The sequence below is a fragment of the Bradyrhizobium campsiandrae genome (assembly GCF_014529705.1).
In the GTDB taxonomy this organism is placed as follows: Bacteria; Pseudomonadota; Alphaproteobacteria; order Rhizobiales; family Xanthobacteraceae; genus Bradyrhizobium; species Bradyrhizobium campsiandrae.
Map to the genome: position 1 here is coordinate 1 of NZ_JAANIH010000267.1, position 390 is coordinate 390.

A 390-nucleotide genomic window follows, 5' to 3' on the forward strand; every position below is an offset into this window, starting at 1 on the left:
CCGCCTCTTCCTGCGAAAGGCCGCGCTGGATGCAGTAGAACAGCACGTCCTCGGAGATCTTCGAGGTCGTCGCCTCGTGCTCGAACGTCGCCGAGGAGTTCTTGGCTTCGATGTACGGCACGGTGTGCGCGCCGCATTTGTCGCCGATCAGCAGCGAATCGCAGGCGGTGAAGTTGCGCGCGCCGGTGGCTTTCCGGTGCGCCGTGACGAGGCCGCGATAGGTGTTCTGCGACTTGCCGGCGGCGATGCCCTTGGAGATGATGCGGCTCGACGTGTTCTTGCCGAGATGGATCATCTTGGTGCCGGAATCGACCTGCTGGAAGCCGTTCGAGATCGCGATCGAGTAGAACTCGCCGCGGGAGTTGTCGCCGCGCAGGATGCAGCTCGGGT

1 protein-coding gene is annotated in these 390 nt (G+C 63.8%); it reads right to left on the reverse strand.

What is annotated here, in order from left to right:
- On the reverse strand, nt 1–390 hold a 390-nt coding region (locus G8O24_RS47380), incomplete at both ends, for a SufD family Fe-S cluster assembly protein (RefSeq protein ID WP_188108457.1).